Here is a 26,901-nt window from a genome sequence, read left to right as displayed (position 1 = left end):
AGGCGGAGCCCTGGGCCCGGGCCCGCGCCCCGCCCGTGGACCTCGCATTACGTCAGGAGGTCAATCTGTGCCGGTCGCGTCTCCCCTTCCGCGAGGACGCCCTGCTCTCCGCCCGGCGCCATCGCCCCCTCGCGCGGCCTCTGCATTGCGACGAACAGCCCGAGCCCGGCGACCGTCGCGCCGGCGACCCCGATCAGCGGGAAATACTCCAGCCACGCGGGCCCGCCGCCGTCGTGCCGCGGCCACGCGATGTTGGCGATGAGCGCCACCCCCCACGCCACGGCCGCCACGTTCAGCGCGAGCCCGGCCCGCCCGAGCGAGAACACCCCGGCCGCGGACCCGGAGCGGCCGGGCCACCCGCGCAGCCGGCGGGCGAGCATGCCCGCCGTCACGAGCAGGTACGACAGGTTCACGAGGAGCACGGCCGTCTCGGTGATCAGCACGAAGAGCTGCGCCTCGCCGTAGTTCACGACGAGCATGCCGCACGCGAGCGCGCCCACCACGATGGCCGGGGCGACGGGCGTCTTCGTGCGCGCCGACACGCGCGACAGGGCGGGCGCGCACGGGAGCGCGCCGTCCCGCGCCATCGAGAAGGCCAGGCGCGAGGCGCCTGTCTGGATCGCCAGCGTGCAGACGCACACGGCCAGCGCCACGTCGACAAGGAACACCTTGCCCAGCGTCGGGCCGAGCGCGCTGAGGACCACGTAGGCCAGGCCCTCCGTGGCGAGGCGGCCGTCCGTGAGGCTCGGCGCCGCCATGAGCGCCGCCACGATGAGCAGCGCGCCGCCGACCCCGGACGCCACGATCGCCTTCAGGATCGCCCGCGGGATGATCCGCCGCGGGTTCTGGGTCTCCTCGGCCAGCGCCCCGGCCGAGTCGAAGCCGTACAGCACGTACGCCGGCATGAGCGCTGCCGCGAGCAGCCCGGCCGCCCCCGTGCCCAGCGACGACGGCGGCCCGTAGACGGGCTCGAGCACCACGCCCGGACCGCGCACCGCGTGCAGGAACAGCGCCGCGACCAGCAGGACGACGCCGCCGAGCTCCGCCATCACGCCGATGTCGTTGACGCAGGCCATGGCCTTCACGCCGGCCATGTTGATCGCCGTCGTCAGCACGATGAGCCCCGCGCCGAGCAGCACCGCGTTCGCGGCGCCGTCGCGCGACGTGAGCGACGGGTCGCCTCCAAGGAACTGGAACCCGCTCCAGACGCTCGGCAAGATCGCCTGGAGCGCGATGGCCGCCGCCGCGACGCTCACGACGTCGCCGAGGAGCTTCAGCCACCCCGCGAGCCATCCGGGGTAGCCGGCCGAGACGCGGCGCCCCCACTGGTACACCGAGCCGGCCACGGGGTAGTGCGAGCCCACCTCGGCGAGGTTGAGCGCGACAGCGAGCTGGCCGAAGAAGACCACCGGCCACGTCCAGAAGAACCGGGTGCCCCCGAAGGCGTACCCGATCACGAAGAGCTGGAAGACGGTCGTCAGGATCGACACGTACGAGAAGCCCGCCGCGAAGGCCGACAGGCTGCCCAGGTCCCGCCGCAGCTCCTGGCGGTAGCCCAGCCGGGCGAGGTCCTCGGCGTCGCTGCTGCCCTCCGCCGCGACGCCCGCGAGGCCCGCGAGCCCCGCGTCGCAGCCCCGTCGCGGGGCCGCTGTCGAGATCGCGTCACGCATCGGCCGACACCCCCACGAGCGCCTGGCCCGCGCTGACCATCTGGCCCGGGCGGCAGCCGATCCAGTCGACAGCGCCGGCCACGTCCGCCACCACGGCGAACTCCATCTTCATCGCCTCGAGCACGGCCACGCGCTGGCCCGCCGCGACGCGCTGCCCGGGCTCCACGTCGACCTTCCACACGCACGCGGTGAGCGGCGCCGCCACCGGCAGCATCCCGGCCGGCATCGCGTCCTCGGCGGCGGGCGAGGCGCCCTCGAGGCGCGCGCCCGCGCGGCGCACGCGGTCGAACTCGCCGTCCGCCTCCCAGCGCCCGCGCTCGGCGTCGAACGCCGCCCGCTGCCGCGCCTGGGCCGCGCGGATGCCCTCCGCGTTGTCGTCGAGGAAGCGGTGGTGCGCGCCCAGGTCGAACGTCGTCTCCTCGATGCGCACCTCGCCGCGCCCGGCCACCATGTCGGCCCGCAGCTCGAGCAGCTCCTCGGGCGACACGAGGTGGAAGCGGAGCTGGTCGAAGAACCGCAGCAGCCACGGCGCCTCGCGCGTCGTCTGCCGGAACGGCCGGTGGCGGCTCCAGACGGGCACGGTGCGGCCGAGGAACTGGTACCCGCCCGGCCCTTCCATGCCGTAGATGCACAGGTACGCCCCGCCGATGCCGACGGCGTTCTCGGGCGTCCACGTGCGCGCCGGGTTGTACTTGGTCGTGACCATCCGGTGCCGCGGATCGAGCGGGGTCGCGACAGGCGCGCCGAGGTACACGTCCCCCAGGCCGAGCACGAGGTAGCTCGCCGCGAGGAAGATCTCCTGCACGGCCGCGATGTCGGGCAGCCCGTTCACCCGGCGGATGAACTCGAGGTTGCTCGGGCACCAGGGCGCGTCGTCGCGGACCGTGCGCTCGTAGCGCGCGATCGCCTCGCGCGTGGCCGGGTCGTCCCAGCTCAGCGGCATGTGGACGACGCGGCTCGGGATGCGGACCTCCGTCGGGGCGGGCAGGTCGGCCTCGACCTCGCGGAGCAGGTCGAGCGCCCGCGGCACGGTGAGCTTCGCCCCGTCGACGTGCACCTGGAGCGAGCGGATCCCCGGGGTCAGGTCGACGACGCCGGGCACGCGCAGCTCCTCGAGCCGCGTCATGAGCAGGTGCGCGCGCACGCGCAGGTCGATGTCGAGCACCGGGGGGCCGAACTCGACGAGCACGTAGCGGTCGCCGCTCTGCCGGAAGACGACAGCGGGCCGGTCATCGCGCGCCGGCACGCGCCCGAGCACCGGCTCGCCGCGCGGCCGCCGCGGGGCGCCCGCCGCCGCGGGCGGCGCGTGGTGGGCCGAGGCGCCGCTCGTCCCGTTCGCCCTGGCCGCGGGCCCGCCACGCGCCACGAGCGCGTCGCTCCGCCGCGCCAGCGCGTCGGCCTCGGCGGCCGCGATCGACCGGAACCGCACCTTGTCCCCGGCGCTGAGCTGGCCGAGCTTCCAGCGCTCGGCCGCGGCGACAGTCAGCGGGCAGACGAACCCGCCCAGGCTCGGGCCGTCGGGGCCGAGGATGACGGGCATGTCGCCGGTGAGGTCGACAGCGCCGATGCCGTACGCGTTGTCGTGCAGGTTCGACGGGTGCAGCCCCGCCTCGCCGCCGTCGGTGCGCGCCCACCGCGGCGCGGGCCCCACGAGCCGCACGCCGGTGCGCGCGGAGTGGTAGTGGACCTCCCACGCGGCGTCGTAGAGCTCCTCGATCCCCTCGCGCGTGAGGAAGTCCGGCGCCCCGTGCGGCCCGTCGAGCACCGCGAGCTCCCACGACCTGCCGATCTCCGGCCGCGCCTCGGGCGGCAGCGCGCCCGGGTCGATCGCGGCGTCGACGTCCTCGCCGAGCCGCAGCACGTCACCGGGGCGCAGCGGCCTCCCGGCGTGGCCGCCGAAGCCGCCGAGGGTGAACGTGGCGCGGCTGCCGAGGTGCGCCGGCACGTCGATGCCGCCGCGCAGCAGCAGGTACGCGCGCGCGCCCGGCCCCCGCACCGGCCCGCAGGCCACGGTGGAGCCCGGCGCGACCTCGACCGGCGTCCACGGCGCGATCTCGACCCCGTCGACCAAGACGCGCATCGCGGCGCCCGCGACGCACACCAGCGCGCGCCGGTGGAACACCAGCGTGGGCCCGTGCACCTCGCACTCGAGCCCCGCCGCGCCCGCCGGGTTGCCCACGACGCGGTTGCCGAGGCGGAACGACAGGTCGTCCATGGGCCCGCTCGGCGGCACGCCCACCGACCACAGCCCGAGCCGCCCGGGCCATTCCTGCACGGTCACAGCGCCCGGCGCCGCTGTCACCTCGACCGTCGGCGGCCGGAACGGCAGCGCCGCGAACGTCCCCGTGTGGTGCCGGACCTCGCGGAAGTCCGGGTGGTCGAGCGCGACGGCGACCCACTCCCTGTTCGTCTCGATCCCGCCGAGCCGCGTCTCCCCGACGGCCTCGCGCAGCGCCGCGACGGCCGCGGCCCTGTCCGCGCCGTGCACGAGGAGCTTGGCCAGCAGCGGGTCGTAGAGCGCGGACACCTCGGTGCCTGTCTCGACCCATCCGTCGACGCGCACGCGCCCGCGCCCGCCCTCGGGATACCGCACCTCGGTGAGCAGCCCCGCGCTCGGCAGGAACCCGCGCGCCGGGTCCTCGGCGTAGAGCCGGGCCTCGATCGCGTGGCCGCGCAGCGCCGGGTCGCCGTCCGCGAAGAACGCCGTGTCCCCCGCGGCGATGCGCAGCATCCACGCCACGAGGTCGACGCCTGTGCAGAGCTCGGTCACGCCGTGCTCGACCTGGAGGCGCGTGTTGACCTCGAGGAAGTAGTGCTCCGCGCGCGCGGGATCGACGAGGAACTCGACAGTGCCCACGTTGCGGTAGGCGACCTTCGCCGCGAGCGCGCGGGCCGACTCCGCGAGCGCGGCGCGCAGCCGCGGGGGCAGGTCGGGCGCGGGCGCCTCCTCGATGACCTTCTGGTTGCGGCGCTGCACCGAGCAGTCGCGGTCGCCGAGGACGAGGACGTTCCCGCGGCCGTCGCCGGCGATCTGGACCTCGACGTGCCGGGGCGCGGCGAGGAAGCGCTCGAGGAAGACCTCGCCCGATCCGAAGTTCGCGCGGGCGAGGCGCTGGACGCGCTCGAACGCCGCCGGGAGCTCCGCCGGCCCGTCGCAGCGGGCCATGCCGATGCCGCCGCCGCCCGCGCTCGCCTTGAGCAGCACGGGGTAGCCGATGGCCGCGGCCTCGGCGGCGGCGTGGTCCGCGTCGCGCAGCACGCCGGTGCCCGGCAGGAGCGGCACGCCCGCCTCGACGGCGAGCTGCCGCGCCCGGTGCTTGCTCCCGAAGGCCTCCATCTGGGCCGGCGTCGGCCCGATGAAGACGAGCCCCGCGTCCTCCACCGCGCGCGCGAAATCCTCGGATTCGCTCAGGAATCCGTAGCCCGGGTGCACGGCGTCGGCGCCGGCGCTGCGGGCGGCGTCGACGACGGCGGCGAGGCGCAGGTAGCTCTCGGCGGGCGTCTGTCCGCCGAGGCGGACGGCGTTGTCGGCGAGGCGCACGTGGAGCGCGGCGCGGTCGGCGTCGGAGAACACGGCGACCGACTCCACGCCGAGGCGCCGGAGGGTGCGGAGGATCCGGCACGCGATCTCGCCGCGGTTGGCGACGAGGACGCGCCGGAACGGCGGGGCGGCGGCCGCGCTCATGGCCGCACCACCACGGCGCGGATCGGCGTCGGGTTGAAGGCGTTGCAGGGGTTGTTGATCTGCGGGCAGTTCGAGACGAGCAGCAGCAGATCGAGCTCGGCCCTGAGGTCGACGTGCTTCCCGGGCGCGGACAGGCCGTCGACGATGCCGAGGGTGCCGTCGGCCTCGACGGGCACGTTCATGAACCAGTTGATGTTGCCGACGAGGTCGCGCTTGCCGAGGCCGTACGGCGCCGCGGCCATGAGGAAGTTCTCGACGCAGGCGTGCTGGTGCTTTGTGTGGTGGCCGTAGCGGACGGTGTTCGACTCGCACGAGCAGGCGCCGCCCGACGTGTCGTGGCGGCCGCATGTGTCGCCGGTGATCGTCATCATCACGCGGCCGCGGTTCGAGCGGAGCTGCGCGCCGGTGGTGAGGAAGATGTTGCGCTGGGCGACGATCGTGTCGGCGGCGCTGTAGCGCTCGGCCGTGTCGGCGAGCACGTAGGCGAGGAAGTCGACGGCCTGGTTGCCCTCGATGTCGATGAAGCGCAGGACCTCGCCGGCGCGGACGACCCTGGCCCACGGCGCGCGCGCCGGGACGACCTCGTCGGAGACGAGGGAGCCGGGCAGGCCGGCGAGGGCGGGGTCGCGCAGGGCGGCGACGGGCCTGTAGCTGGCGGCGGGGATCATCGGGCACCTCCGTTGCGGAGGCCGAGGGCGAGCTCCTCGGCGGTGTTCTCGAAGGCGCGGCGCGCCTCGGGCGTGGCGTTGCGTACGGGGTCGTCGGCGGAGGCGGGGCGGCCGCGCCAGGCGGTGAGGCGGACCTTTCCGGCGCGGTAGTCGGGGCGCGGGTCGAGCCGGTGGGGCACGACGGCGACGCTGACGAGGACGTCCTGCTCGGCGCGGAGGAGCACGTGGGCGCCGGGCCGGGGCGCGTCGGGCAGGAAGGTGATGGCGCCGTCGGCCTCGACGCGGACGCCCTTGAAGAGGTTGATCGGCGTGGGCAGGTCCCGCTCGGCGAGGCCGTGCTTGGCGAGGGCGAGGAGGAGCCGCTCGCGGCCGGAGCGGAGGGCGCCGCCGTGGGCGTCGCTGCCGTACCGGGCGGCGATCTCGCCGGGGAGCGAGGTGCCGCAGAAGGTGTCGTGTCGGCCGGCTGTGTCCTCGACGAGGGAGGCGAGGACGCGCCCCATGTCCGAGAGGAGCAGGTATCCCGGGCCTGGATAGGCCTGCCACTGGAGCTTCACTGTGTCGGCGAGACAGAGCCGCTCGATGGGGCGGTCGGCCCGGTGGAGCAGGAGGGCGACGCATGTGTCGCCCTCGATATCGACGAGCCGGAGCCGGCTGCCGGCCGGGAGGGTGCGCGCGGCGTAGCCGCCGGCGCCGAGGGTCTCGTCCCAGAGGACGTCGCGCGCTTCCACGCCCGGGGGCGGGTCGCCGATCGAGGTGCTGGGTACCGTCGGCTGCGTCTCGACGACGCTGCCTTCCTGGGCGCGCGCGTGCTCGCGCGCGGCGTACGTTGTGGCCGTTTCAGACATCGCCCGCCTCACTTTCGATAGAGAATCGAAACTGCTGAGTGGACTATCCGGGGGCCGGGTTTCCGGTCTGTTTCCCGGGGGTAAAATGCAAGGTGCGCGCGTTTTTTCCCGGCCGCGCGGGCGCGGTGATGGGCCGCGTCGGGGGCGGCGCGCTGATCAAGACAGCCGCCGAGACACCAGAAATGCCAAGTACGCCAGGGCAAGAAATTTCTTGCTTTCAGTCTCCGCTGGCGTCCTTGGCATCCTGACGGTTTGTACTATTCCCGTCCGAGCGCTGCGCTGGCGCGGATAGCGTGAGGTCGCGAGCGCGGCCCGATGGCTCAGCGCGACGACGTGATTGCCAGCCTGGAAGGATGATGAAGACAGAGATGCCCCCTCGGAAGATCGATGGACGGCAGAGCGCCGAAGAGGGGCAGAGCGCCGGAGAGGGGCAGAGCGCCGGAGAGGGGCAGAGCGCCGGAGAGGGGCAGAGCGCCGGGGGCGGGCCGCGCCGCATGGGTCGGCCGCGCAAGAAGCCGCAGCGGAGCGCGCTGGCGCCGCGCGAGCAGATCCTGGAGGTGGCGGGCCGGCTGTTCGCGGAGCGCGGGGTCGTCGATGTGTCGATGCTCGAGATCGCCGAGACCGCCGGGCTGCGCCAGTCGTCGCTGTACTACTGGTTCCGGCGCAAGGAGCTGATCGTCGCGGAGATATTGCAGCAGGTGAACCGGCTGCCGCTCTCGTATGCGCAGCGTCTCGCGGCGGGCGGCGAGTCGGCGGACGTGCAGCTCTGGCGGTTCGTGCGCTTCGACGTGCAGACTGTGTGCGGCTTCCCGCTGGAGATCACGGAGGTGCACCGCTTCAGCGAGCGGGATCCGGCGGCGTTCGCGACGTACTGGGCCGAGCGGCGCGCGCTGACCGAGGCGGTGGCCTCGATTGTCGGCCGCGGGGTGGGGGAGGGGACGTTCCGCGAGGTGGACGCCTACCTGTGCGCGCTGACGGTGCTGGCCCAGGACGAGAGCGTGCAGAACTGGTATCGGCCCGAGGGGGCGGGGCGCGTCCACCCGCTCGCCGCCAGCGATCGCGCGGCGCTCGGGTACCGGCCGGAGCAGATCGCGGAGCTCGTCGCGGACCAGACGGTCGGCGGGCTGCTGGCGCGGCCGTCGAGGCTCGCGGCGCTGCGGAGGGAGGCGGACGGGGAGGAATGACGGGAACGACCGGCCGAGCTGCCCGCCCTCCGGTGAGCATGCTCGTCACGCGGTGCGCTCCTGTGTGATAGGCCCCCGAGGCGACCTGACGCGCGCATGCGCCTCCACGGCGGCGCGGCGGCGCAGCCCTGAAGCGGGGGTGCTTCACTACAGGCACGGCAAGGTTTACGATGATCTCGGATGCCGTGCGAGCAAAGCGACGGGGACAGGCTGCAAAGGGAGCGCGACTTCTACCGTGGCCTCCTGGAGCTCGGGCGGAGGACAGAGATTGAGCCGTTCCTGGAAGACGCGCTGGCGTTGATCGTCGATCTCGCCGGCGCGCAGCGGGGGTACATCGAGCTGCGCGACGATCGCGACGCGGAGGGACCGCCGCGCTTCTGGATCGCGCAGGGCTGTTACGACGAGGATGTCGCGAGGATCCGGGAGGCGTTCTCTCTCGGTATCATCGCCGAGGCGATCGCCACCGGACGAACGATCGTCACGGAGTCCGCGCTCCGGGATCCTCGCTTCTTCAAACGCGGCAGTGTCCAGCGAAATCGGACCGAGGCCGTGGTCTGCGCGCCGATCGGCGCTGCCCCGCCGCTCGGGGTCGTGTACCTCCAGGACCGCACCCCCTCGGGCCCGTTTTCCGAGGACGACCGGCTCCACGTCGAGCTGTTCGCGTCGCATATCGCCGCGTTCGCCGATCGGCTCTTGCTCCGCAGGCGGCAACAGGACGAGACGGATCCGACGCTCCCGTTCCGGAAGGCGCTCCGCGTGGAGGGGCTGGTCGGACGCAGCGCGGCGCTCGCCAAGGTGCTCCAGCGGGTCGAGGCGGTCGCGCCGCATGACATCAATGTCCTCCTGACGGGCGCCTCCGGGACCGGAAAGACCGAAGTCGCCCGCATCATTCACCAGAATGGCCCTCGACGGGGCGGGCCCTTCGTCGAGCTCAACTGCGCGGCGATGCCTTCAACGTTGCTGGAGAGCGAGCTCTTCGGGGCGCTGCCGGGCGCGCACTCGACGGCCGCAAAGCGAGTCCTCGGCAAGGTCGCTGCGGCCGAGGGGGGGACGCTCTTTCTCGACGAGATCGGCGAGCTCGAGTTCTCGGCGCAGGCAAAGCTGCTTCAGCTCCTCCAGTCAAGAGAGTACTACCCCCTCGGCAGCTCGAAGCCCCTCCGCGCCGACGTCAGGATCATCGCCGCGACGAACGCGGATCTCGAGGGCGCGGTGGCACGACGGGAGTTTCGCGAGGATCTCTTCTACCGCATTCAGGTCATGAGCATCCGTATCCCCGCGCTCGCCGAGCGCCCGGAGGACATCGCGCCGCTCACCGAACGTTTCTGCGCGAGCGCGTGCGAGGTCCACCGGCTACCGGCGCTCCGGCTCTCGGCCGGCACGGTGCGCGCGGCCGAGGCAGCGGAGTGGCCGGGCAACGTGCGGCAGCTCGCGCACGCCGTCGAGGCGGCCGTCATCCTCGCTGCAGCCGACAAGGTGCTCCAGGTGGAGATACGGCATCTCTTCCCCGGCCAGGACGACGCGAGCGACACGCGGCTCACCTTCCAGGAAGCGACCCGCAGATTCCAGGCGCAGCTCCTGCGCAAGACGCTCGAGGAGACCACGTGGAACGTCACCGAGGCCGCGGAGCGGCTGGATCTCGCCCGCTCGCATGCATACAACCTCATCCACGCCTTCGGGCTCGAGCGGCGGCGGTCCTCGCCCCCGGACGGCGAGCGGAGGCGACCGTCGACGCCGGAGGTCACCCGGCGTCGCTGAACGGGGGACGGCGGCGACCGGGCATTGCACGGCGGAGGGGCGTGTGGCGCAGCCGCTGATCAGACCGAGCTGGAGCCCCCCGCAGGTCATCGAAGAGTATCGACTGATTCGCCTCCTCGGCCAGGGAGGAATGGGACAGGTCTATCTGGCCGAGGACACGTTGCTCGAGCGCCCGGTCGCGGTGAAATTCATCGCCTCCGTCCGGCCGGACGGGCCTGCGCGGCGGCGGTTCTCGATGGAGGCCCGCGCGATCGCCCGGCTCCAGCACCCCAATGTCGTCGCCGTCCACCGTATCGGCGAGTTCGAGGGCCGTCCCTACCTCGTGACCGAGTTCGTCCGCGGCCAGACGCTCGCGCAGCTCCCCGGTCCGGTCCCCTGGGAGCGCGCGCTCGTGATCGGGTTGAGCCTCGCCCGCGCGCTGTCGGCCGCGCACCGTCACGGCGTGCTCCATCGGGACATCAAGCCCGCCAACGTGATGCTCACCGAATCCGGCGACGTGAAGCTCCTCGATTTCGGGCTCGCCAAGCTGCTCGCGCCAGAGGCCTCACCGGCAGACGCCGCGCCGTCGAGCGGCTCGGCGACCTCGACCCCAGGCGCCGTTGCGCCTCCGTTCGGCGAGGGGGCGGCGGGCCGGTCGCGGTCGGCGGTGGAGCTCACCGGGGCGGACAAGATCATCGGCACGCCGCTCTACATGGCCCCCGAGGTCCTCAGCGGAGAGCAGGCCAGCTGTCGAAGCGACCTCTATGCGATCGGCGCGCTGCTCTATGAGCTGTGCACGGGCTCACCGCCGCGCCAGACCGTGCCAGACGACCTCTCCTGGGACGAGTGGATCATCGCAGAGCCCGCGCCGCTCACCGCAGGCACGCTCCTCGTCGATCCGCGCTTCGCCGACGTCATCGGCCGCTGCCTCCACGTCGACCCGGCGCGCCGCTTCTCCTCGGCGGACGCGCTCGCCGACGCGCTCGAGCAGATCGGCGACAGGCGCGCCGGCGGTGTGCCCGACGGCAATCCTTATCGTGGGTTGCGGCCGTTCGAGGCAGAGCACCGCGGCGTCTTCTTCGGGCGCGAGCCGGAGATCCACGCCGTGCTCGATCGCCTGCGCGCCGAGAGGCTGGTCGTCGTGGTGGGCGACTCGGGCACCGGGAAGTCCTCGCTCTGCCGCGCCGGCGTGCTGCCGAGCGCGGCGGAGGGCAGCCTCGGCGACGGCCGCAGCTACGCCACGCTGTCGTTCGTCCCGGGGAGGCGACCGCTCGCCGCCCTCGCGGCTGCGCTCGCTCCGCTCCTCGGGGGCGACGAGGCGGCGGTGGAGCTGTGCGCGGACGACGATCCGGGCGCGCTCGGGCGCTCCCTCCAGCGCTCGCTCGGCAAGGAGCGGGGCGCGTTGATCTTCGTCGACCAGCTCGAGGAGCTGAGCACGCTGGCCAGCCCTGAAGAGGCGGCGCGGTTCGGCGAGGTCATCGCGCGGGTCAGCGCGAACGCGACGGGCGCGAGGGTCCTCGCCGCCGTGAGAGGCGACTTCTTCACGCGCATCGCGGCGCTGCCCGGGCTGGGCGAGGAGCTCTCGCGCGCGCTTTACCTGCTGCGCCCGCTCTCGCCTGAAGCCATGCGGACCGCGATCACCGGGCCCGCCCGGAGCAAGGGCTTCGCCTTCGATCCGGAGGAGCTTGTCGACGAGCTCGTGGCGTCGGCCATCCGCGCGCCTGGCGGTCTCCCCCTGCTCCAGTTCGCCATGGCCGAGCTCTGGGACGCGCGGGATCTCGCGCGCTCTCGCATCACCGCCTCGGCGCTGGACGCGATCGGCGGCGTCGCCGGCGCCCTCGCGCGCCACGCAGACGGCGTTCTCTCCCGTCTCTTGCCGGAGCAGCGCAGGGCGGCCCGGCGCGTGCTGCTCCAGCTCGTGACGCCCGAAGGCATGCGGGCGCGGCGCACCGATGCGGAGCTCGACGGCGACGACCCGGCCACGCGCGCGTCGATCGACGCGCTCGTCCGGGGGCGGCTGCTGGTGGCGAGCGAGGCGAGCGGCGAGACAGCCTACGAGGTCGCGCACGAGGCGCTGGTCCAGGGCTGGGACTCGCTGCGCCGCTGGCTCGACGCCGACGGGGAGAAGCGCCCGGTTCGCGAGCGCGTCGCGGCCGCCGCTGCCGAGTGGATACGCCTGGGTCGGTCCCAGGAGGCGCTCTGGGGCGATCGCCAGCTCGCGGAGGCGGCGGTCATCGGCGAGGACGAGCTCCCGGCGCAAACCGGCGAGTTTCTCCGGACTTCCCGGAAGATCGCCGCCCGTCGGCGCCGGTGGCGGCGCGCCCTGATCGTGGGTGTCCCGCTCGTGATCGGCCTGTCCGCGGCAGGGCTACGGATCCAGGCACGTCACGAGCTGGATCGAACGATCGCTGGATACCTGGAGGCCGGGAGCACGGCGTTCGCGGATGGACGGCGCCGGAAGGCGGAGGCAGACGAGCTGCGCCGCGAGGCCTTCGCGCGCTTCGACGCCGCGGGCACGGCGCGCGCGGAGGACGCCGGGGCCGCGCAGGCGCAGGCAGAGGCCACGTGGGCGAGCGCCATCGAGGCCTCCAGGCGGGCGGACGACGCGCTCTCGCGCGCGGAGCAGCTGTTCAACGACGGCCTCCGGGTCGAGCCCGCGCGGCCCGACCTGCGCGACCTCCTCGGCGATGTCCTCGTCGAGAGGATCGGGCTGGCCGAGCTGTTTCACGCCGACGAGCGGCGCACCGAGCTCGTGCGCCAGCTCGACGGTCACGACGACGACCGATCACGGCGAGGCGGCCTCGCGCGCGTGCCGCGCCTGTCCGTCGAGGCGTCACCGGCGGGCGCCGAGGTGCGCCTGGAGCGATACGAACGCGCGGGGAGCGCTCGCCGCCTGGTGCCGCTCGGATCGCTCGGCCGCGCCCCGCTGCACGATCTCGACATCACGCCGGGGCCTGGCTCCTACCGCCTCACGTTCGTCGCCGAGGGGCGCGCCGAGGTGAGGTGGCCTCTCGTGCTCGCCCGCGGGGAGCGGCTCCGCGTGGCGGTGGATCTGCCGGCGCGCGACGCAGTGCCGGAGGGGTATGTCTACGTCCCGCCCGGGCGGTTCCTCTTCGGGAGCGCCGATGTCGAGCAGCTCCGCCGAGGCCTGCTCGCCGCGCAGCCGATGCACGAGATGCGCACCGGAGGGTTCCTGATCGGGCGGACCGAGGTGACGTATGCGGCGTGGATCCGGTTCCTCGACGATCTGCCGCCGTCGCTCCGGGACAAGCACACGCCCGGCGCGCGCTCTCGGCAATGGGCGCAGGAGCTCGAGCGCCTCCCTGACGGCGACTGGCAGCTCGCGCTGGAGCTCAACGCCGCTCGCCGGCAGGTCCCTCGGGGAGAGCTCGCCTGGTTCACGGGCCGCTCGCTCCGTGAGCGCCAGGACTGGCAGCGCTTCCCCGTCGCCGCGATCTCGCTCCCCGACGCGGAGGCCTACGTTCACTGGCTCGATCGCACAGGGCGCCTCCGCGGCGCCCGGCTCTGCTCCGAGCACGAGTGGGAGCGCGCCGCCCGCGGCGCGGACGATCGCAGGTTTCCGCACGGCGACGCGCTCGCGCCGGACGACGCCAACTTCGACGAGACCTACGGCCGGAAGCCCCAGTCGTTCGGCCCGGACGAGGTCGGATCGCACCCGGCCTCGGAGAGCCCGTTCGGGGTCCTGGACATGACCGGCAATGTGTACGAGTGGACCCGGTCGGCGGCCGCGCCCGACGAGGCCATCGTCCGCGGGGGCGCCTGGTACTACGATCAGCTCTCGGTCTCGATCCCGAACCGGACAGTCGTCGAGCCCGAGACCCGGGACGTCACGATAGGCCTCCGCGTCTGCGCCGACTTCCCTCCACGCTGAGCGAACCGCGCCGCCGGATACCGGGCCCGCGCGCCCGCCCTTCGCGCCACCTCATCGAGGGCAATGCTTCGAGTTCAACGGGCAATCGGCGGCCTCGTGGAGGCGGCTGGAGATCCCGACGAGGGCGTCTTCCGGCCAGAGCTCCGGCGGCTTCCCGGAGGGGTCGAGACATTTCGATGGATCGGGCTTGGGACCGCCGGCGAGCTCGTCATCGCAGTGCGCGTACCTCGTCTTGGCAAAGCAGTCGAGGCCTTCCTTGTGCCAGAGGGACTCGAAGCGCATCCCTTGCTGGGGGCGCGGCCGCTGGATGCCGAGTTTGTCGAACATTTCGACGGTCGTGCCGTTGCACGTGAAGGATTTTCCGTCGAGGTAGTGTGCCCGGGAGGCGTGAACGCATGCCTGGAAGTAAGGGAGCAGCTGTGTCGTCCCGTGGGTGCGTCCGGGCACGTACCCCCAGTGGACGCATTTTGCGACGGAGCCGGTGATGCACGACAGGGTGAAGCGGCACTGTCCTGTCGGGCACTCCGTCTGGTACTTTCCCGCGCGTCGATCCCAGTAGCCCGGGACGGCGATCGCCTTGCCGGTCAGGACCGAGTCGCTGTCGCACGCCTCCCGAGGCGACTCCGGGTAGCTCTCGCCTTCGCAGAGATCCGTCTTCTCGTCGACGCTGCCGTCCGCCTTCAGCTTCTTCACCGTGTAGAGCGGCACCTGGACGCAAGGATCGGTCGCCACCTTCTGCACGGCGAGCTTGATCGTGTTGCCATCGCTCGAGAGCGCGGTCGCCCTGAACACCGGATCCTTCGAGCCCTCGAGATCCTGGACTCGGCCCTCGATGTACGCGACCTCCTCGAGCCCTCCGCCGTTGTACGTCGGGGCCTGGGGCCGGGGGACCGGGGTGACCGCGCTCTCCTCCGGAGCGAGGGGGGCGGCGGGCGTCGGCGGCTCGGGGCGCGGCGCCGCGGGGGGCGACGCGTTGACAAGGACAGGTCCCGTCGGAGGTTGCTGGCCGCAGCCCGCCGCCACCGCCGTGGATGCGGCCGCCATGAGGGCAGCGCCGGCGAGGGACGATCTTCGTGAACGATTCAGCTTCATGACCAACGACATGTACATCGGGCCTCAGGGTGGTGGAGGTGTGTGGGGGGGGAGGGCCGGCGCGTGGAGCTCGGACGCGCCGCTCTCGCCGGCGCTTTCCGCAGGGGACCACCTCGATCTTCGTCCTGCTCCCTACGCGTCTGCGAGACGTCGTCTCTGCAGGCTTCGTATGCACGCTGCAAGATGCGATCCTCGCCCGAGGCTGGTGCGTCGGAAGAGCGCCCCGCTCGAGCGGAGCGGGCAGCGTGTCCACTCCGCCGGACACGCTGCCCGGAGGAGTGGACGCCGGAGCGGATCGCGCTGGGGGCATCGCCGGCCTGCGGTGAGCGCCACGTAGAAGGACGAGAAGGGGCAAGGCGCAAGGCGTGAGCGCCCTGGGCGTTGGTGCGGCGATTGCTATCTGCGCATTGCAAGGTGAGACGCGCAGGGTGCGGCGGCGCCGGCGTCGCCGCCGGACTGCGCCTCGACGGGTCGAGCAGGCGTCCGGCCGAGCAGCCGCACCTCGCGTCGACGATGGAGGTTCGCGTGGCGAAGATGCACTTCTGGCAGGGTGGCAACAAGATCAGCATCGAGAAGAAGGACGACACCGCCGTCCTCCGGGCGCCGGACGTCGAGTCTGCGTTCCGCGCGGCGGAGAAGGCGAGGGTGAACATCGGGTCGTTGAAGTCGCTGGGAGGAGGGCTCGTGAAGCTGCAGATCCGGAGCGAGCTCGACGACGCCATGGCGCGGCTGCGCACAGACCACGTGGTCCACCACCTGTATCACACGGCGGGTCAGCCTGAAGACGAGGTGATCATCACCGACACGTTTTATCTCAAGTTCAAGCCCGGCACCGGGGACGAGCGGATCGCGCAGATCCTCCGGGACGACAGCCTCGACGTCGTGCGGGCGCTGGGCGAGGAGACGCTGCTCGTCCGGGTCACCGACGCGACCGGCAGGAACGCGATCAAGGCGTCCAACGCCGCGGCCGAGCGGGAGGAGATCGAGTACGCCGAGCCCAACATCGTCCACGACCTCTCGCCGTCAAGCCCGGCGCCGACCGATCCGCTCTTCCGGCATCAGTGGCACCTCGCTGCCCCCGAGGACGGTCCGGACCTGGTGAAGGGCGCGGACATCGCCGTGCTGGGAGCGTGGGCGGTGACGCGCGGGTCGAGGGAGGTGGTCGTGGCGATCGCCGACGACGGGTTCGACCTCACCCACCCCGATCTCAACGCCCCGAACAAGATCCGCGGCCGCCTCAACATCGTCCTTCGAGGAAACAGCGAACTCGATGTTCGCGACGACGTCATGCCGCGCGAGGGCGATTACCACGGCACGCCCTGCGCGGGGGTGGCGGTCGCCGAGGCCAACGGCCAGGGCACGGTGGGCGTGGCGCCCGGGTGCTCGCTCCTCGCCGTGCGCTTCCCGCTCAAGCAGATGAGCGACGCGCAGCTCGCGGAGATGTTCGAGAAGATCTCGGCGAAGGCGGACGTCGTTTCATGCTCCTGGGCCGTCGGGCCCACGAACCGCCCCGTGTCGAGCTACCTCCACGGTCTCATCGCGCGCCTCGCGCGCTCGGGTGGCCGGCGGGGGAGAGGGCTCGTCTTCTGCGTCGCGGCCGGGAACAACAACTGCCCGATCAAGGAGCCGGAGAACCAGTCGACGTACACGTTCCGCACCTCCGAGGGCAGGATCGTCGACTACAGCGGCCCCATCCACCGCTGGATCGCCGCTCATCCGGACGTGATCACGGTGAGCGCCTCGACGTCGCTGAAGGCGCGGGCGGCGTACTCGTGCTGGGGGGAGCAGGTCAGCGTCTGCGCGCCGTCGAGCAACTTCGATGAGCTGGAGCGGGTCGTGGTGCGCGGCCGCGGGATCACCACGACGGACAACGAGGGGACAGGGCCACGGGGAGAATACACGCCGGGGTCGCGGTACACGTCGCGCTTCGGCGGCACCTCGAGCGCCACGCCCACCGTGGCCGGCGTGTGCGCGTTGATGATCTCGGCGAACCCCGACCTCACGGCGACGCAGGTCCGGCAGATCCTCTGCCAGACGGCCGACAAGGACCTCGTGATCGACTCGGAGACGGAGGTGCGTCGCCCCGGCCACTTCGACGCGCGCGGGTTCAGCCTCTGGTTCGGTCACGGAAAGGTGAACGCAACGAAGGCCGTCGCTGCGGCGGCCGCCATGAACGGCTGACGCCGGGGCTCATCCTCGGCTCATCCGGCGCAATTCCCGCTGAACACCAGGGCACGCGCCCTGGAAAGGTGAACGTCATGCGATGGTCTTTGCTCTCCCCTGCGGTGCTGATCGCAGGTGGGCTCCTTCTCCTCCCTCGATACTCCTCGGCGGCGCCCATCCCTATCCAGGTGACGTCGGCGCCGTCCCCTCCAGCCGTGGCCACGGTGCCTTTCGAAGATGTCGGGAACCAAAGTATCTCATTCCAGGTCGCGGGCGTGGGTGGCGGCCCGATCGAGCTGTATCCGCTGTCGAGCAGCGTGGCGGATCGAGCGAGCAAAGCCTGCCAGCTCGACGTCGACGCCGTCAAGCAGGTCGCGCTCTTCGATCTCGCCACCGCGCGGGCGGCCGATCTGAAGGCGGGGAACCACAACTGCGAGGCGCTCCTGACCTCCCGCGACTCCTGGGAGCGCGCCGTGAGCGTCCCCGGCTCGACCGCGCACGCCCTCGTGCGTTTCCAGGCGCCCGCCGCGTACGCCGCATCGCCGACCACCTCCGTGGAGATAGAGGCCGTCGCGGAGGGGGGGCAGGCGCTGAAACCGGACTGGACGCTCCCCTCGGACATCGGTCAGGCCGCACCGCCCCAGTGCTTCGTGCACGCGGGGCACTGGTCGTCGGTCCCGTGCAAAGGCGGCAAGGTCACCCCGCCCCCCGCGTTGCAGAAGATGATCGAGGCCAGCGTCGCCCGGGGGGAGATGCCGGTCCTCGTGGTCCAGGCGATCGACGCGACCTCCGGCCCGGCCGGCGCGTGGAGACGGGTCCCCGTCAGGCTCAAGCAGAAGCAGTTTGACCTCGAGAAGCACTGCGCCGGGTGGGTCCAGGAGGAGCGTAAGCAGAAGCTCGTGACGCAGCACGAGTTCTACGCGATCTGCGTCAATTTCAGGGAGCTGAGCTCGCCCTACGTGATGACGCTGGCGTTCGAGGAGGGCTCCGGCGAGGAGGGCTCCGGCGAGAAGTGCTCCGGCGAGACGTGCGAGGTCGTGGGGCATGTCCTCCATGTGCGTCGCCCGATCGTGGTGTACGTGTGGCACTCGGACCATGACGCCGAGATCCAGCTGGACGGGGATCAGGGGATGGCGCCGTGGACCTACGTCCCCGCTGGGCACCCCGTCGGCGACGCGCTCGGCGCCGCTCTGGTCGCCCCGGCACCGGAGAAGCCAGACGCCCCCGTGCCCCCCCGATCGCGGTTGGCCTTCGCGCCTCGCTCGGGCAAGGACGCGACGCTCACGGTGACGCTGAAGAGCGGCGACAAGCAGGTGAAGTCGGTCAAGCACTTCTACGTGGTGGAGAACCTCTATCGGGGCGCGCTCCGCGTCGCGCTCGGGCTGGGCTGGTCGCCGTGGGCGCGGCAGGTCGACATCGTCACGGCCGCGGACGGCCGCAAGTATGTCGACGTCACCGCCGGGGAGGGGGCGATATCGGGCCTGACGAGCGCCGAGCTGTTTCTCGGCTACTCGCACTTCTTCTGCGACATGCCGCAGCTCTCGGCGAAGGTGTGCGGCGGGCTCGGCGCCTGGCTCGGCGTCCTCGGCGCCAGCTCGGAAGGCATCAATCCGTTTACCTCCCTGGTGGTGGGCCCGGAGCTCGCCATCGGGCGCGACTTCTCGATAGGGCTCGCCGCCGGCGTGCACCGCCACGACGCCCCGAAAGAGAGCTTCCGGCCGGGGCGGGTCGCTCCCGACGGCGCGACCAAGGTGGACACCACGTTCGGCCTCACGCCGCACGTCGGCCTCATGATCAACTTCGTACCTGCCTTCTTCAGGGCGGCGGGCCTGCCGCTCGCGGGGGGGACCTGAGCCATGCTGGATCCGAGAAGAACGAGCGCTCGCTGCCTCGTGCTGGTCACGCTCTCTGCGCTCTCTGCGCCGAGCTGCGTGGCGTCCACCGAGGAGTCGCCTTGCGGGGATCCTTCCGCGATCTCCGTCGATGGCACCATCACCCGCGGCGCGTCGGACGTGATCGTCTCTTCGCCGCACAAGATCGAGGGGACGCTGCGATCGGACGTGCTCATCGATCGCGTCATGGTCGGGGGCGTCCTGGCCGAGAACAAGGGCGCTGGCAATTTCGCCTCGTGGTCGGCCTCGCTCGAGCGGCAAGATCTCGAGGGGGGCCGCACGCCCGGCGAGGGGGTCTCCGAGATCGAGGTGGTCGCCTGGGACTACTGCGGTAACCCGCACGAGATCGGGACGGTCGTCCTGCCTGTCGGCGACGCGCCCGGCGTGTCCGTCACCGGGCTCGAGCTCCTGCCGATCGAGCTGCCGGGAGGCGAGTGCTACCTGCCGGCCGACGGCCAGGCGGCGGCGATCGTGAAGGTCGCTGCCGACGCGAGGTCGGCCGGCTCCTCCGTCAAGCTGCACGCGAGCCAGGGGAGCTTCTCGGGCACGGCCCCCACGCTCGATCTCACGCTGGCGCGCGACGGGGACAGGGCGGCTGCGCTCGCGTACTTCGCCTCGACGGCGCCGGGAACAGCGCTGCTCTCCGTCTCCGCCGGCGGCGCCTCGGCCGCGCCGAGGAGCGTCCTCGTGAGCGGCCCGCCGCAGATCACCCCTTCGGCCAAGACGATCCCTCTCGGGACGTCGTACCTCGCCACGGTGCGGACGCGCGGCAACCTCGATTACTGCGTGGTCGAGGCCTCGCAACCGGACCGGAGCCAGGCGGCGATCGTCGAGCCGGCGCTCGGGATCATCGATCGGGTGATGTCCGTCAAGAGCGACGCGGTGGATTGCAGCGCGGCCGAGGTCCTCCGTGTCGAGGTGCGCTTCGCCCCCGAGGCGCTCGTCGGAGCCGAGGTCGTGCTCCGTTGCGTCGACACGTTCGGCCAGGAGGGTACGGCGACGTTCACGGCGGGAGAGACCTGAGGGCGCGACGGCGCGGGGAGGGACTGACCCGGGGGGGCTGGTGCCCGTCGAGCGTGGCGGCTGCATCGTGACCGCGCCGGATGCAAATGGTCATCGAGATGGCTCGCCGGCGAGCGGAGCGATCGCCGCATGACGCTGGCGGTCGGGCTCGGGTAGGATGGTGGCATGAAGGCCACGATTCGCTCCTCCGTATCCTCCTGCGCCGCGATTGGCGCGCTGTGCATCCCACTTTTTCTCTGTCACTGCACCGAGCCAGGCCCGGAGGGAGGTGATCCCAGCAGCGCTGGTCAGGGGGGAGCCACCTCGGGCGGAGGCGGCGGCAGCGCGACGGCAGCGAGCTCGAGCGGGGGAGGCGTATCCGTCGCGACGAGCTCGTCCTCTAGCACCTCGGCGGGTATGGGCGGCTCCGGGACGGGCGGAATGGGCGGCATGCCGGTGTTCGAGCCCAGCTTCATCCTGGGCGCTGACATCTCCAGCGTCCAGGAGGCGGTCGATGAAGGCGCGAGGTACACGGACACGGACGGAAGCGAAAAAGGGATGCTCGAGCTGCTGAAGAATCATGGATTCAACTACGTCCGGCTCCGGACGTTCGTGGATCCAGGCGCTTCCTACGGGTATGCTTTCGGGACCGGCGGCGATTGCGCGAAGGAGGAGACCTATTGCGACGAGGACCACACGGTCGAGTTCGGCAAGCAGATCAAGGCCGCGGGCATGGGGTTCCTTCTCGACTTCCATTACAGCGACACCTGGGCCGATCCTGGCAAACAGATCATCCCCGAGGCCTGGCGGAGCGCCCGATCGATCGACGAGATGACGGGCCTCTTGAAGGCGTACACAAGGGACGTCGTCGGCGCGCTCGTCAGCGCGGGCGCGCGCCCTGACATGGTGCAGATCGGCAACGAGATCACGCCGGGCATGCTCATCCATGTGCCGTCCGCGAGCACGGACTGCTGGGGCAACGATTCGGTCGTCAATCCGCAGGGCCTCACGGGGCGAGCGACGAACCAGAGCTGGGACAACCTGGCCGCCCTGCTCAAGGCAGGCATCGACGGGGTCAAGGAGGTCGATGACAGCATCAAGATCATGCTGCACGTCGAGAACACAGAGGACGTCGACGGCGTCACGTGGTGGGTCAACAGCGCAAAGACGCGAGGCGTCGCGTTCGACGTCCTCGGGCTCTCCTGCTACACGGCATTTCAGGGCGAGCCCGAAGTATGGGAGAACACGTTCAATACCCTGGCCGAGACATTCCCGGATCTGTCGTTCGCGATCGCGGAGTACAACCCCGAGCGCACGAAGGCCAATCAGATCATGCGCGATCTGCCGGACGGCAGGGGGCTCGGGACGTTCTTCTGGGAGCCGACGCAGAGCGGTTCATGGGGCTCGTCCCTCTTCACGTCGCAGGGCGGAACGTACAGGGCCAACAGCGACGCCTTCGCGGAGTTCGACGCGATCAAGGCGAGCTTCGGCCTGTGATATCTTGTTAACGCTCAGGGGGGCTGATGGCGTCGTGCGCCGGCCGGTCGACACACCCGCACGCCTCGTCGATCTTGCGTGATCCTCTCGCCGGGGGTATGACGAACCGCGAGCGCGAAAGGTGACCGATGATCAGCCAGACCGAGCTGGCCGAGCAGTTCAACCGGTCCCGCAGCCATCTGCGGGGGGTCGCGTTCCGCATGCTCGGCTCAGCGCACGAGGCGGAGGACGCGGTGCAGGAGGTCTGGCTGCGAGCCAGTCGCGTCGATGCCAGCGCTGTCGGCAATGTGACGGGATGGTTGACCACGATCGTCGGTCGCGTCTGCCTCGACATGCTGCGCTCACGCCGGCGTCGGCGTGAGGAGCTCACCGAGCTGGCCGATCTCGATCGGGTGGTCGCCCACGACGACGCGACCGGTCCCGAGGACGAAGCGGCGCTGGCCGACGCCGTCGGGCTCGCCCTGCTGGTGGTCCTCGATACGCTCGGACCCGCCGAGCGCATCGCCTTCGTGCTGCACGACCTGTTCGCCGTGCCGTTCAACGAGATCGCCGAGATCGTCGAGCGGTCACCGGCCGCCGCGAAGAAGTTGGCGAGCCGCGCCCGCCACCGCGTGCACGGCGTGGCCGCCGCTCCCGCTGCCGACCTCGCCAGGCAGCGCGAGGTGGTGGAAGCCTTCCTGGCCGCGGCACGGGCCGGCGACCTGAGCGCCCTCCTCGCCGTGCTGGCCCCCGACATCGTCCGGCGAGCGGACCGTGTCGCGCTGCGAGGAGGGGTGGAGACCGAGGTGCGCGGCGCCCGGCGCGTGGCCGAGGAGACGGTCACCAACGCCGGTCGAGCGCGCTTCGCCCGGCCCGTCCTCGTGAACGGCGCCCTGGGAATCGCCGTCGCACCGCGCGGGCGACTGCAACTCGTCCTCGAGGTCGCGATCCACGGCGGCCGCATCGCGGCGATCGACGTCATCGGCGACCCCACCCGCCTGCGCCAGCTCCAGCTCGCGGTCGTCGACACCCCGCCGCGCGACGGGTCGAACAGCCCGACCGGCATCCACACGGCGCGGCCCGCGTCGCTCGACGAGCCGAGCCTCCGGTAGGCGGCTGCCGCCCCAGGGAGAGCGGAGGTCATCGATCCGCTCCGCGGAGCGATGTGATCGTCCGGGCGGTCACCTTTCCTCGCCGCGCTTCGTCAGAGCAGACGGGACAACCGACCACCGCGACCGGCGGCGAGAGCAAAGGAGGCAGTACGTGAGCGTGCACAGGGGCCATTCCACGGCGCGGCAGAGCGCGCCGCCCGCGTCGACGCGAGGCAGATGCATGCCGAGCGTTCGCGTCGCGATCATCTATCACAGCGGCTACGGTCATACCGGGCGTCAGGCGGAGGCCGTGAGAGCAGGCGTGGAGCAGGTGGAGGGCGCCGATGCCCTGCTGCTGACCGTCGAGGAGGCGCAGACGCGCTGGGACGATCTGGCCTGCGCCGAGGCGATCATCTTCGGCGCGCCGACGTACATGGCCAGCGCGACGGCTCAGTTCAAGGCGTTCCAGGAAGCGACGTCCCGCGCGGTCATGGCCAGGGGATTCGCATGGAGCGACAAGATCGCCGCCGGCTTCACGAACTCGGGCTCCCGGTCCGGCGACAAGCTGGCCACGCTGATCCAGATCGCCCTCTTCGCCGCCCAGCACGGCATGCACTGGGTCAGCCTCGGTCTGCCGCCCGCGAACAATTCTACAAAGGGATCGGAGGAGAATCTGAATCGACTCGGCTTCTGGCTCGGCGCCGGTGCTCAGTCGAATGTCGACCAGGGCCCAGACGTCGCGCCCCCGGAGGCGGATCTGCGCACCGCCGAGCACCTCGGTCGCCGTGTCGCCGAGACCACGCTCCAGCTCGTGCGTGGCCGCCTCCTCGTCCGACAGGATGCGGTCCCATGATCCTCCGACCCGCCGCTCTGCTCTCGAGGGGCCGCATCACCCGTGGCCAGACGTCTGGCCACCGGCAGCCAGACGTCTGGCCGTACCAGGCGGGCGGCGACATGGCCGCGGTGCACAGCGCGCCTGTCTGCTCGGCTTGGTTCAGGCTGCCTGATCTCCGTTTCGCCAGGGCCGCTCAGGTTGCCTGTCATTCCGTGGACCTCATCCTGAGGAACACACGTCGCAGCGCTTGCAGCATGCGCTGAAGGCCGACAGAAGATCGACCGAAGGAGCGACGTGCTGAAGGCAAAGCCGGAGCGTGCTTGCAGCGGGCCCGACCGCGGGGCGGCGAGCCCTCTCGTACCCGAGACCTTCCCGGCGGGCGGCTGCTGCGAGGAGGGGCAGGTCGCGGGCGAGCTTCGATTGAAGGCGGCCCTCCTGGATCAGGTCAGCGAGGCGGCCTTCGTCTGGGAGCACGGCGGCACGGGCGGGATCGTGTACTTCGGCCCTGGAGCCGAGCGGCTCTACGGCTTCTCCGCGCGTGACGCCCTCGGGCGGTCGAGCCACGAGCTCCTGTCCACCGTGTTCCCTGTGCCGCTCGCGGACATCGAGAGGGCGCTCGAGCGCGAAGGCCGCTGGGCGGGCGAGCTCCAGCACACGGCCTGCGACGGCCGGAAGATCGTCCTCGAGAGCCGGATGCAGCTCGTCGAGGGGGGCGAGCGCCGGCGCCTCGTCCTGGAGACGGGTCGCGACATCACCGTCCGCCGGCGCGCCGAGGAGGGCCTGCGCAAGGGGGAGGAGCGGCTGCGGCTGGCCCTCGCGGGCGGCCAGCTCGGCATCTGGGAGTGGGACCTGCCGAGCGGACACATCTTCTGGTCGCGTGAGGTGTTCGATCAGGTCGGTGTCAGCGATGCGCAGCTCGGCAGCAGCATGGACGGCTTCGCCCGGCTGCTGCACCCCGACGACAGGGACGCTGTCCGGGCGCAGGTCGACAGCGCGCTGCGCGGCGAGACGGACTACTCCTGCGAGTTCCGCATCGTCGACCCCGGCGGGCGCGAGCGCTGGGTCCACAGCCGCGCGCTGGTGCAGCGGGACCACGACGGGCGCCCGATCCGGATGACGGGCGTCATCGGAGACATCACCTCCCGGAAGCTCGCGGAGCTGGCCCTGCGCGAGAGCGAGGCGCGCTTCCGCAACATGGCCGATCACTCTCCCGTCATGATCTGGATCACGGGCTCCGACGGGTCCTGCACCTACACCAACCGGGGCTGGATCGACTTCACGGGGCAGCCCGAGCCGGACGCCCTCGGCTTTGGCTGGCTCGATGCCGTCCACCCCGAGGATCGGCAGGCGGTGGCGGAGGCCTTCCTGCGGGCCTGGGCGCGGGGCGAGGCCTACAGGATGGATTTCCGCGTGCGCCGCGCCGACGGCGCCTACCGCTGGTGCGTCGACTCGGCCTCTCCGCGGCTCGGCCCGCGGGGCGAGTTCCTCGGCTACATCGGCTCGATCATCGACCTCACCGAGCGGAAGAACGCGGAGCTCCTGGTGCAGGAGAGCGAGGAGCGGCTCCGCCGCGCCGTGATGGCGGCTCCGTTCCCCATGATGATTCACGCCGAGGACGGGCAGATCATCATCGTCAACCGCGCGTGGCTCGACCTCAGCGGGTACACCCGCGAGCAGATCCCCACCATCGAGGAGTGGACAGCGAAGGCCCACGGCCCGCTGCAGGGCGCCGCCCGCGCCGCGATCGATGCCGTCTATCGGCTGGAGGGCAGGCCGATCGAGAGCGAGTTCAACGTCACGACGGCGAGCGGCGCTCAGCGAACGTGGGTGTTCAGCGGCGCGCCGCTCGGGAGGGACGCGACGGGCAGGCGGCTCGTCATCAGCGCTGCCCACGACATCACGGAGAGGAAGCAAAGCGACGACGCGCTCCGCGAGAGCGAGGCGCGGTTCCGGGAGCTCGCCGACGCGATGCCGCAGGTCGTGTGGACGGCCGGCCCCGACGGCAGCATCGACTACGGCAACCGCCAGTGGCGCGAGCGCACCGGCATGAAGGAGGGCGATGCCCCCGGTGAGGGCTGGGCCTCCTTCGTGCACGAGGACGATCGCCAGAGGTGCCTCTCCGCGTGGCGCCGGGCGGTCGCGACCGGCGAGCCCTACGAGGTCGAATACCGCTTCGGAAGCGCCGCCGGCCGCGAGCACCGCTGGTACCTGTGCCGCGCCGTGCCCGTCCGCCGGCCGGAGGGCGACATCGTGCGGTGGTATGGCACCTGTACGGATATCCATGATCAGAAATGCGCGGAGGCGTCGCTGAAGGAGGCAGACCAGCGCAAGGACGAGTTCCTGGCGATGCTGGCGCACGAGCTGCGCAATCCGCTCGGGCCCATCCGCAACGCGGTCGAGATCCTGCGGCGGGTCGCCGGGCAGCTACCGCCGCTCGTGCGGGCGTGCGGCGTGATCGAGCGGCAGGTGTCGCACATGGCCCGGCTCGTCGACGACCTGCTCGACGTCTCGCGCGTGGCGCGGGGGAGGATCCCGCTGCGCAAGGAGCGCTGCGACCTGTGCAGGCTGCTCCGGCAGACAGCCGAGGACTACCGCAGCACGCTCGAGGCGAGCGGCCTGTCGCTCGATCTGGAGCTGCCGGACGGCCCTGTCTGGGTCTCCGGCGATCCCACCCGGCTCTCGCAGGCGGTCAGCAACGTGCTGCACAACGCCAACAAGTTCACCGACGCCGGCGGCCGGGTGACGGTCATGCTCTCGACGACGTCGGACGGCGCCGCGGCCATCCGTATCCGCGACACAGGCATCGGCACGGATCCGGCGATGCTGGCGCGCATGTTCGAGCCGTTCAGCCAGGCCGACCGGAGCCTGGATCGCAGCCGGGGCGGGCTCGGGCTGGGGCTGGCGCTCGTCCAAGGCCTGGTCGAGCTCCACGGCGGCGTGGTCTCGGCCGAGAGCGCCGGCGTCGGTCGAGGGACGGAGATCGTCCTCCGTCTTCCGCTCTCGCGTGACCCGGAGTCGTCCCCCGAGCGCGCCGCGCCGCCGCCAGGCGTCGACCCGAGGTCGCTGCGCATCCTGATCATCGAGGACAACGAGGACGCCGCCGAGATGTTGCAGGCGCTCCTCTCCATGGACGGCTATCGGGTCGAGGTCGCCCTGTCCGGGCGCGCCGGTGTGGAGGCGGCCCGCGCGTTCCGGCCGGAGGTCGTCCTGTGTGACATCGGTCTGCCCGGCGGCATGGATGGATACGGCGTGGCGCGGGCGTTGAAGGAGCTGAAGGAGAGCGCGAAGGAGGACGCGGGCGTCTCGCCCTCGCTGATGATCGCGCTGACGGGCTATGGCCAGGAGCAGGATCGGCGGCGGGTGCGGGAGGCTGGCTTCGATATGCACCTGATCAAGCCGATCGAGCCGAGCTCTCTGCAGGAGATCCTGGCCACGTTCACGATGCAGGCGTGAGGCGCCGGCGGCGCGCGCGACGATCGGAGCGCGCGACAGGGCTCCAGGGATCCTCGACGCGCGACGCGCGCGAGCCCTCGTCGCGCCCCAGCCGCCGCAGGGCGCTCGGCGGCACGCCCGAGAATTGCTTGAAGGCGCGGCTGAAGGCCGCCTCGGAGTCGTAGCCGAGCCGCACGGCGGCCTCGCCGGACGAACGGTCATGCATGGGAGGCAAAGTAG

General features: G+C 71.8%; 16 protein-coding genes. 10 read left to right on the top strand and 6 right to left on the bottom strand.

What is annotated here, in order from left to right:
• Positions 1 to 47: 47 nt before the first annotated feature.
• Genes WMF42_RS25115 through WMF42_RS25100 form a run of 4 tightly spaced genes read right to left on the bottom strand, consistent with a single transcriptional unit; the run spans position 48 to position 6,868 of the window.
• Entirely contained in the window at positions 48 to 1,670 is a 1,623-nt protein-coding gene (locus tag WMF42_RS25115) for an amino acid permease (RefSeq protein ID WP_437685218.1), read from the bottom strand.
• On the bottom strand, positions 1,663 to 5,355 hold the full coding sequence (uca, locus tag WMF42_RS25110; protein WP_437685216.1) for an urea carboxylase: 3,693 nt from the start codon (positions 5,353 to 5,355) through the stop codon (positions 1,663 to 1,665). The genes WMF42_RS25115 and uca overlap by 8 nt, the downstream gene beginning before the upstream one ends.
• On the bottom strand, positions 5,352 to 6,023 hold the full coding sequence (locus WMF42_RS25105; RefSeq protein ID WP_437685215.1) for an urea amidolyase associated protein UAAP2: 672 nt from the start codon (positions 6,021 to 6,023) through the stop codon (positions 5,352 to 5,354). The genes uca and WMF42_RS25105 overlap by 4 nt, the downstream gene beginning before the upstream one ends.
• Entirely contained in the window at positions 6,020 to 6,868 is an 849-nt protein-coding gene (locus WMF42_RS25100) for an urea amidolyase associated protein UAAP1 (protein WP_437685213.1), read from the bottom strand. Before WMF42_RS25100 ends, WMF42_RS25105 begins: the two co-directional genes overlap by 4 nt.
• Positions 6,869 to 7,236: 368 nt before the next feature.
• On the opposite strand from WMF42_RS25100, the gene WMF42_RS25095 reads away from it, so the two are divergent.
• The 3 genes from WMF42_RS25095 to WMF42_RS25085 all read left to right on the top strand — a co-directional run bounded on the left by WMF42_RS25095 (position 7,237) and on the right by WMF42_RS25085 (position 13,678).
• A complete protein-coding gene (locus tag WMF42_RS25095; RefSeq protein WP_437685211.1) occupies positions 7,237 to 8,052 on the top strand; it encodes a TetR/AcrR family transcriptional regulator in 816 nt (271 codons plus the stop codon).
• Positions 8,053 to 8,232: 180 nt separating this feature from the next.
• Positions 8,233 to 9,807: a sigma-54-dependent Fis family transcriptional regulator gene (locus tag WMF42_RS25090; RefSeq protein WP_081426422.1), complete on the top strand. Its 1,575-nt coding sequence runs from the start codon at positions 8,233 to 8,235 to the stop codon at positions 9,805 to 9,807.
• Between the two features lie 43 nt (positions 9,808 to 9,850).
• Positions 9,851 to 13,678, top strand: coding sequence for an nSTAND1 domain-containing NTPase (locus WMF42_RS25085; protein ID WP_437685209.1), 3,828 nt, complete (start codon positions 9,851 to 9,853; stop codon positions 13,676 to 13,678).
• 51 nt (positions 13,679 to 13,729) lie between these two features.
• On the opposite strand, the gene WMF42_RS25080 is transcribed toward WMF42_RS25085, so the two are convergent.
• Complete coding sequence (locus WMF42_RS25080; protein ID WP_437685207.1) at positions 13,730 to 14,770, bottom strand: ADYC domain-containing protein; 1,041 nt, start codon at positions 14,768 to 14,770, stop codon at positions 13,730 to 13,732.
• Between the two features lie 414 nt (positions 14,771 to 15,184).
• Between WMF42_RS25080 and WMF42_RS25075 the strand changes: the two genes are divergently transcribed.
• From WMF42_RS25075 to WMF42_RS25045, 7 genes are all read left to right on the top strand, one after another.
• On the top strand, positions 15,185 to 16,951 hold the full coding sequence (locus WMF42_RS25075) for a S8 family serine peptidase (RefSeq protein ID WP_437685206.1): 1,767 nt from the start codon (positions 15,185 to 15,187) through the stop codon (positions 16,949 to 16,951).
• A 257-nt stretch (positions 16,952 to 17,208) separates the two neighbouring features.
• Entirely contained in the window at positions 17,209 to 18,786 is a 1,578-nt protein-coding gene (locus WMF42_RS25070; RefSeq protein ID WP_437685204.1) for a hypothetical protein, read from the top strand.
• 3 nt (positions 18,787 to 18,789) lie between these two features.
• A complete protein-coding gene (locus WMF42_RS25065; RefSeq protein ID WP_437685202.1) occupies positions 18,790 to 19,848 on the top strand; it encodes a hypothetical protein in 1,059 nt (352 codons plus the stop codon).
• Between the two features lie 396 nt (positions 19,849 to 20,244).
• Complete coding sequence (locus WMF42_RS25060; RefSeq protein WP_437685200.1) at positions 20,245 to 21,324, top strand: glycosyl hydrolase 53 family protein; 1,080 nt, start codon at positions 20,245 to 20,247, stop codon at positions 21,322 to 21,324.
• 128 nt (positions 21,325 to 21,452) lie between these two features.
• Positions 21,453 to 22,415 (top strand): sigma-70 family RNA polymerase sigma factor, encoded by a 963-nt coding sequence (locus tag WMF42_RS25055; RefSeq protein WP_437685198.1) that lies wholly within the window; start codon positions 21,453 to 21,455, stop codon positions 22,413 to 22,415.
• 220 nt (positions 22,416 to 22,635) lie between these two features.
• Positions 22,636 to 23,247, top strand: a complete 612-nt coding sequence (locus tag WMF42_RS25050; RefSeq protein ID WP_437685196.1) for a flavodoxin family protein — start codon at positions 22,636 to 22,638, stop codon at positions 23,245 to 23,247.
• A 276-nt stretch (positions 23,248 to 23,523) separates the two neighbouring features.
• Positions 23,524 to 26,682 (top strand): PAS domain S-box protein, encoded by a 3,159-nt coding sequence (locus WMF42_RS25045; protein WP_437685194.1) that lies wholly within the window; start codon positions 23,524 to 23,526, stop codon positions 26,680 to 26,682.
• Here WMF42_RS25045 and WMF42_RS25040 read toward each other — a convergent pair.
• The gene (locus WMF42_RS25040) at positions 26,666 to 26,887 is read right to left on the bottom strand and encodes a helix-turn-helix domain-containing protein (protein ID WP_437685192.1); all 222 of its coding nucleotides are present in this window, start codon (positions 26,885 to 26,887) and stop codon (positions 26,666 to 26,668) included. The two genes, WMF42_RS25045 and WMF42_RS25040, sit on opposite strands and share 17 nt — an antisense overlap.
• Positions 26,888 to 26,901 lie beyond the last annotated feature (14 nt).

This window comes from Sorangium sp. So ce176 (genome assembly GCF_051519835.1).
In the GTDB taxonomy this organism is placed as follows: domain Bacteria; phylum Myxococcota_A; class Polyangia; order Polyangiales; family Polyangiaceae; genus Sorangium; species Sorangium cellulosum_G.
The sequence above is the reverse complement of the archived record's forward strand: the minus strand, read 5'-3'. Positions and strand labels throughout refer to the sequence as shown.

Excerpts from the sequence above, each read along its gene's own strand:
- WMF42_RS25040 (WP_437685192.1), bottom strand. The coding sequence starts at position 26,887 with ATGCATGACCGTTCGTCCGGCGAGGCCGCCGTGCGGCTCGGCTACGAC.
- WMF42_RS25095 (WP_437685211.1), top strand. The coding sequence starts at position 7,237 with ATGCCCCCTCGGAAGATCGATGGACGGCAGAGCGCCGAAGAGGGGCAG.
- WMF42_RS25105 (WP_437685215.1), bottom strand. The coding sequence starts at position 6,023 with ATGATCCCCGCCGCCAGCTACAGGCCCGTCGCCGCCCTGCGCGACCCC.
- WMF42_RS25090 (WP_081426422.1), top strand. The coding sequence starts at position 8,233 with ATGCCGTGCGAGCAAAGCGACGGGGACAGGCTGCAAAGGGAGCGCGAC.
- WMF42_RS25050 (WP_437685196.1), top strand. The coding sequence starts at position 22,636 with ATGCCGAGCGTTCGCGTCGCGATCATCTATCACAGCGGCTACGGTCAT.
- WMF42_RS25115 (WP_437685218.1), bottom strand. The coding sequence starts at position 1,670 with ATGCGTGACGCGATCTCGACAGCGGCCCCGCGACGGGGCTGCGACGCG.
- uca (WP_437685216.1), bottom strand. The coding sequence starts at position 5,355 with ATGAGCGCGGCCGCCGCCCCGCCGTTCCGGCGCGTCCTCGTCGCCAAC.
- WMF42_RS25080 (WP_437685207.1), bottom strand. The coding sequence starts at position 14,770 with ATGAAGCTGAATCGTTCACGAAGATCGTCCCTCGCCGGCGCTGCCCTC.
- WMF42_RS25065 (WP_437685202.1), top strand. The coding sequence starts at position 18,790 with ATGCTGGATCCGAGAAGAACGAGCGCTCGCTGCCTCGTGCTGGTCACG.
- WMF42_RS25060 (WP_437685200.1), top strand. The coding sequence starts at position 20,245 with ATGGGCGGCTCCGGGACGGGCGGAATGGGCGGCATGCCGGTGTTCGAG.
- WMF42_RS25100 (WP_437685213.1), bottom strand. The coding sequence starts at position 6,868 with ATGTCTGAAACGGCCACAACGTACGCCGCGCGCGAGCACGCGCGCGCC.
- WMF42_RS25055 (WP_437685198.1), top strand. The coding sequence starts at position 21,453 with ATGATCAGCCAGACCGAGCTGGCCGAGCAGTTCAACCGGTCCCGCAGC.